6 protein-coding genes are annotated in these 6257 nt (G+C 67.2%); all 6 read right to left on the bottom strand.

From position 1 onward, the window contains the following. Positions 1-841 (bottom strand): flagella basal body P-ring formation protein FlgA (locus tag V6M87_RS25200; protein WP_332879431.1); only part of this gene is annotated, 841 nt, incomplete at its 3' end. A 1-nt stretch (position 842) separates the two neighbouring features. Continuing rightward, positions 843-1601 (bottom strand): flagellar basal-body rod protein FlgG, encoded by a 759-nt coding sequence (gene flgG, locus V6M87_RS25195; protein ID WP_332879430.1) that lies wholly within the window; start codon positions 1599-1601, stop codon positions 843-845. A 14-nt stretch (positions 1602-1615) separates the two neighbouring features. Beyond that, on the bottom strand, positions 1616-2353 hold the full coding sequence (locus tag V6M87_RS25190) for a flagellar hook-basal body protein (RefSeq protein ID WP_332879429.1): 738 nt from the start codon (positions 2351-2353) through the stop codon (positions 1616-1618). Positions 2354-2377: 24 nt separating this feature from the next. Beyond that, entirely contained in the window at positions 2378-4423 is a 2046-nt protein-coding gene (locus tag V6M87_RS25185) for a flagellar biosynthesis protein FlhA (RefSeq protein WP_332879428.1), read from the bottom strand. After that, a complete protein-coding gene (locus V6M87_RS25180) occupies positions 4420-5496 on the bottom strand; it encodes an EscU/YscU/HrcU family type III secretion system export apparatus switch protein (RefSeq protein ID WP_332879427.1) in 1077 nt (358 codons plus the stop codon). Before V6M87_RS25180 ends, V6M87_RS25185 begins: the two co-directional genes overlap by 4 nt. Further along, entirely contained in the window at positions 5496-6257 is a 762-nt protein-coding gene (locus V6M87_RS25175) for a flagellar biosynthetic protein FliR (protein ID WP_332879426.1), read from the bottom strand. Before V6M87_RS25175 ends, V6M87_RS25180 begins: the two co-directional genes overlap by 1 nt.

Raw genomic sequence — 6257 nt, 5'->3', positions numbered from 1 at the left:
CGGCCAGCGCAGTCGCACGCGACTCAAGCACGATGGCGCCGTCGGAAAAGGCCAGCGTCACCATGTCGCCCTGGGTGACGGCGGCCTGCTGCTTCAGTTGCCCGGCCAGCAGCGCTGCGCCGGCGGCCAGCGCGTGGCCGAGGCGCCCGCGCACGGCGTCGCAATGGTCGAGGGTGGCGCCGGCGAGCTCGGTCAGGTCGAGGTCGCGCACCTGCAGGTCGGCGCAGGCGGGAACGGTGCCGGCGTCGAGCGCCCGCGCCGCCACCAGGACGCCGTGCCAGGCATGCGCCTCAAAACCGACCGGCACCGTGCGCACGAAGGTGCCGTCCACCGTGATATCGACCCAGACAGTCGGACGGCGCTGGCGCAGGCTGTGCGGCGCGGGTGCGCGCACGCGCAGGGAGACGGCGCCGGCCGGCAGCGCCAGTTCCGGCAGCGGCGCGGCCAGTACCAGTTCCAGGCGCGTGCCATCCAGCGCGGCCAATGCTTGCAAGGCCTGTTCGGCCACCTGCGTCACACGGGCCGGATCGAAACCCTGGCTGCGCCGCTCGATTTGCACCGCCGCTGGTCCCTCGGGCGCCAGCACATAGGGCAGGGCACGGGCACGCAGGATGCGCGCGATCTCCGTGCGGGACAGGCGCAGCGTGTAGCCGGGCAGGGGGGCCGCGGCCAGGTCGACTGCGGCCAGGCCCGCCGCGTCGCCTGGTACGCGCACGGTTGCCACATCGGCCAGGCGCACGCGCGCGCCAGGCGCCAGTGCGGTCGGTTGCAGGTCGAGCGTGGCCGGTGCGGCGCTGGCCAGCAGCGGCGCCAACAGCAGGAGCGCGGGCGGCAGGCGCATATTAGCGGCGCAGGTTGTTGGTCAGCGACATCAGCTCGTCCGAGGCCTGGATGATTTTCGAGCTCATCTCGTACGCGCGCTGGGCCACGATCAAGGTCACCATCTCGTCGGTCAGGTTGACGTTCGAGTTTTCCAGCGACCCTTGCACCAGCTTGCCGAAGCCCGTGCTGCCGGCCTTGGCGACCAGCGCCTCACCCGACGCTTCGGTGGGGGTGTACAGGCCGCCGGCCAGCGCAGTCAGTGCAGCCGGATTGGTGAACGACGCCAGCTCCAGCTGGCCGACGTCGACCGGCGTACCCGTGACGCCACGCTGCACGCTGACTTTGCCGTCTGCTGCAATGTGAATGGCCGACACGCCCGCGGGAATATGAATCGACGGTTTCAGCACGTGCCCGTCGGCCGTGGCCAGGTAGGAGTCGGGGCTGACGGTGAGGGTGCCGCCACGCGTATAGGCGCGGCTGCCGTCGGCCAGTGCCACTTCGAGCATCCCGCTGCCGTCGATGGCGACATCCATCTGCGCGCCGGTCTGCGCCAGGGCGCCCGATGTGAAGTCGCGGGTGATGCTGGCCACCGCAATGCCCAGACCGGCGGATGCGGCCTGCGTCGTGGCCGCAGGGTCGGCCTGCATCATCTGCTGGAACGCGACGCGGCCTTTTTTAAAACCGGTGGTGCTGACATTGGCGAGGTTGTTCGCGATCGAGTCGATCGTCAGTTGCTGGGCTTGCATGCCGGTGGCGGCGATATACAGTGCGTCGTTCATGAATTGTCCTGGTGTCAGAATTGACCGAGTTTCTGGATGGCGTTGCCGAGCATCTCGTCATAGCCCTGGTACAGTTTTTGCGCCGCTTCGAAATGGCGCGTCGTCTGCATCAGCGCCACCATTTCGCGCATCGGAGCCACGTTCGACGCTTCCAGGTGGCCGGTGAGCAGCTGGGAGCGGGTGTCCTGCTCGCCGACGGCGCCCGCCAGCGGCTGCAGCGCCCCGGCCGCGCCCGGGTGCAGCGCTTTGGCATCGGCGAAGCGCACGATGCGCAGCTGCGCCACTTCGCGCCCGTCCTGGGTGATGCGGCCATCGCGGCCGACGGTGGCGGCGGGGCCGTCGAGGACGATGTCGCCCTGCACGCCCTGCACCGGAAAACCGGCTGTCGAGACCAGCCGCCCGCGTGCGTCGAGCGCGAAGTCGCCGGCCCGGGTGTAGGCCAGACCGTTGGGCGTGGCAAGCTCGAAATAGCCGTCGCCATCGATCGCCAGGTCCCAGTCACGGCCGGTCGGCTTGACGGCGCCGTGGGTCAGGTCGACGCTGGCCAGGGGCGGCGTTGGCACGGCTGATGACGTCAAGCGCGCTGCGGCACCGGGCTGCGCGGCGGCCAGCGCCTGCGCGAACGCGGGTGCGGCAGGCTGCACGCGCCGGTAGCCGGGCGTGCTGATGTTCACCATGTTCTGGCTCAGCGTTTCCATCAGTCGCATGTCGTTCTGCATGCTGTCGACGGCAGTGATCAGGGCGTTGCTCATGTCCGGTTCTCCAGTTGATACGACTTATAAAGTGAGCGTGGCAAACGCGCGCAATTCGACCGTGCCGGGCACCTCGGCCAGTGACAGCACGCGCAACTGCGGCACCATGCGCTCGGACAGCTGGCGCAGGTGGCGCCGCAGTTCGGGCGCGCACAGCAGCACCGGCACCACGCTGGCCTTGCTCATCTTGTCCGCCTGCAGCGCCAGGCCACTGACGACCTTCTCGGCGAACACCGGTTCGACCGCGATCATGCCGCCGTTTTCTGCGGCGCTGACGCTTTGCAGCAGCGTGTGCTCGATGGTCGGGTCGAGCGTCATCACGTGCAGCGCCTGCGCGCCGCCGGTGATGGCCTGGCAGATCAGTGGACCCAGGCGTTGGCGTACCAGCTCGGTCAGCCATGCCGGGTCCTTGCTGTGTTTGGCGTTATCGACCAGGCTTTCGACGATGGCGTCGAGGTGGCGGATCGACACTTTTTCCTTGAGCAGGTTCTGCAGCACGCGCTGCACGTCACCCACGCCGAGCAGCGTCGGCACGATTTCCTCGACCAGCCCGGGCTGGGTTTCGCGTACGCGCCGCAGCAATCGTTCGGTTTCAGGACGCGTCAGCAAACTGGCGCCGTGCTGGCGCAGTACTTCGCACAGGTGCGTCATCAGGGCCGTCTGCGGTTCGACCAGGGTGTACTTGCGCGCCTGCGCGGCGTCACGCTGGGACGGCTCGATCCAGACTGCCGGCAAATTGAAGGTGGGCTCGCGCGTTTCGATGCCGGGCAGCTTGGGTGCGTCCGGTCCCGGCTGGATGGCCAGCAGGCGGTCGGCGTGCAATTCGCCGCGCCCGGCGGCCGCGCCAAAAATCTGGATTTCGTACGCGCTGGCGGCGAGCCTGGCGCCGGCGCGGAAGCGTACACTCGGGATCACCAGACCGGTCTCCAGCGCAAACTGCTTGCGGAACGCGGCGATGCGCTCCATCAGCATCGGCTGGTCGGCTTCGACCATCGTGAGCAGGGCGGCGCCGAGTTGTACTTCCACCGGTTCGACCGGCGGCGCGGCCCAGTTTTCTTCGTCGCGTTTGGTCACCGCGCCCGGGGCGCCGTCGTCAGGCGGCGCATCCGCCTTGGGTGGGGCGCTGCGCCGCAGCAGCATCGCCACTGCAAACACGGTCGCCAGCACCACGCCGGGCAGGACTGGCATGCCGGGCAAAAACATCAGCCCGCACAGGGCCAGCGCGACCAGGCCCAGCGGCTTGGCGAAGCCGGTCATCTGGCGGAATGCCTCCTGGCCCAGGTTGTCGTCGGCCGCCGAGCGCGTCACGATCAGGCCGGTGCCAACCGAGATGACCAGCGCCGGCACCTGGGTGACGATGCCGTCGCCGATGGTGAGCAGCGTGTAGGTCTGCAACGCCTGGTCCCACGCCATGCCTTGCTGCATGACGCCGATGACAAGACCGCCGATGCTGTTGATCAGCATGATGATGATGCCGGCGATCGCGTCGCCCTTCACGAATTTGCTGGCGCCGTCCATGGCGCCGTAGAAGGCCGCTTCCTTGCTGATGTTGCGGCGTCGGCGCTGCGCTTCTTCCTGGTCGATGAAGCCCATGTTCAGGTCAGCGTCGATGCTCATCTGCTGGCCCGGCATGCTGTCCAGCGTGAAGCGCGCCGCCACTTCCGAGACGCGCTGGGCACCATTGGTCACCACCACGTACTGCACCACCACCAGAATCAGGAACACGATCAGGCCGATGACGAAATTGCCGCCCACCACGTAGGAACCGATGGCGCCGATCACCTGGCCGGCCTCGCCGTCGCGCAAAATGAGGCGCGTGGCCGACACGTTCAGGCCCAGGCGGAACAGCGTGGCCACCAGCAGCATCGACGGGAAGGTCGAAAACTCGACCGGTTTCGCCATATAAAAGGTCAGCAGCAGGATCAGGAGCGCGAAGCTGAAATTGGCCAGGATCAGGAAGTCCAGCATCCCCGACGGAATCGGCGCGAACAGCATGAACAGGATGCCCAGCACCATGAGCGCCATGGCGATGTCGCTCTGGCCTTGCAGGATTTTACGCAGTGCGTTCATGCGGCCTCCTGGCGTGCGCGGCGCATGGCATACACCCACAGCAAAATGCGGGCGATGTGCGGATACAGGTCTTCCGGCACGTACTGGTCGGTCTCGCCGCGCTTGAACAGGGCGCGCGCCAGCGGCCGGTTTTCGACGACGGGAATGGCGTGGGCGCGCGCCGCTTCGCGCATTTTTTGCGCCAGCTTGCCGCTGGCCTTGGCCAGGAGCTTGGGGGCCGGCATGTCGCCATGGCGGTACGAGATGGCAATTGCGATGTGGGTCGGATTGGTGATCAGGACGTCGGCCTCGGGCAGCTTGCGCGCGGCTCTGGCGTTTTTCAGCATCTCGGTGCGCAGCTGGCGCAGGCGGCTGCGGATGCGCGGGTCGCCTTCGCGCTGCTTGTGTTCGTCCGTGATGTCGCGCTGGCTCATGCGCATCTTGCGGCCGAAGTCCCAGCGCGTGTAGACCAGGTCGACCAGGCCAATCAGCAGCACGGCGAGAAACAGCTTGAACAGCAGTGAGCCGACGCCGCCCAGCGCCACCGCCGCATGGCCGTGCGCATCGATATAGGCCAGCCGCACCAGCCCGGGCATCAGCTGGCGCAGCGCCAGCCAGGCCACCAGCGACAACAGCACCAGTTTGACCAGGCTGCGCGCGGCGTCGTACATCGACTTCATGGAAAATAGCCGCGTCATGCCACTGGCGGGGTTGAGACGGTCGAAATCGGGGCTGATCGGGTCGAAGCTGAACACGCCGCCCACCTGGGCGACGTTGGCGACCACCACGGCGCACACCAGCGCCAGTAACAGCGGCGCGAGCGTGCCGAGTCCTTCGGCCAGCACGCCGATGAGCCAGCCGGCCACGTTGTCTCTAGCCCAGTCCAGGCGTGCGCCCTGTTCCATGGCGCGGCGCGCCACGGCCAGCACGCGCAGCGCCATGGCAGGACCGACCGCAAAGCAGACGCCGGCCAGCACGGCGAGGATGGCGGCGTAATTCGCTTCCACGCTCTTGGCGACCTGGCCGCGCTTGCGGGCTTCGCGCAGCTTGTGCGGCGTGGCCGCCTGGCTTTTGTCGCCGCTGTCGTCCGACATCAGAGCACCGCCTGCCAAAAAGTGAAAATCGCGTCGAAAATGCGGCGCGTGGTGTGGCCGAACTGGGGCGCCAGCGTGGCCAGCAGCATCAGGCCGAGGATGATCTTGATGGGCGTGCCCAGCACGAACACATTGAGTTGTTGCAGGTTGCGCGACAGGACCGCCATCGCCAGTTCGACCAGGAACAGGCAGAACATGACCGGGGCGGCGAGCGTCAGGCCGAGCGTGAAGACGATGCCAAACTGGCGGCCCAGCGCGGCGATGTCGGGCCGTGGCGCGGGACCACCGAGCGGAATGCGCTCGAGCGACCATGCAAAGCCGCGAATGACGGTGTGGTGCGCGTCAGCGGAAAAGAACAGCATGACCGCGGTCATGGCGAAAATCGAGGCCAGTAACGGGGACTGGCTGCGCGTGACGGGATCGAAGACGTTGGCGATATTGAAGCCGATCTGCAGGTCCAGTGCATTGCCGGCAAACGCGATGGCGGCAAATGCAGTGAACACGCCGAACGCCATCAGGGCACCCACCAACAATTCGGTCATTGCCGCCTGTATCAATGCGGGCAAGCTGTTCAGCAGTACCGGGGACGTCGCATGGGTGGCGGACACCAGCGTGGCCGAAAACGCGAGGATGATCATCAGGCGCACGCGCACAGGCAGGCCGAGCGGTTGCCAGAAAGGTGCCAGCAGCAGTAGCGCGGACAGGCGCAGCGCGCACAGCAGTACGGCCGTGATCCAGGCATTGGAAAAGTCGACGTGCAT

Origin of the sequence: Massilia sp. S19_KUP03_FR1 (assembly GCF_036688685.1) — a bacterium.
Taxonomy (GTDB): Bacteria; Pseudomonadota; Gammaproteobacteria; order Burkholderiales; family Burkholderiaceae_D; genus JALYUM01.
The sequence above is the reverse complement of the archived record's forward strand: the minus strand, read 5'-3'. Positions and strand labels throughout refer to the sequence as shown.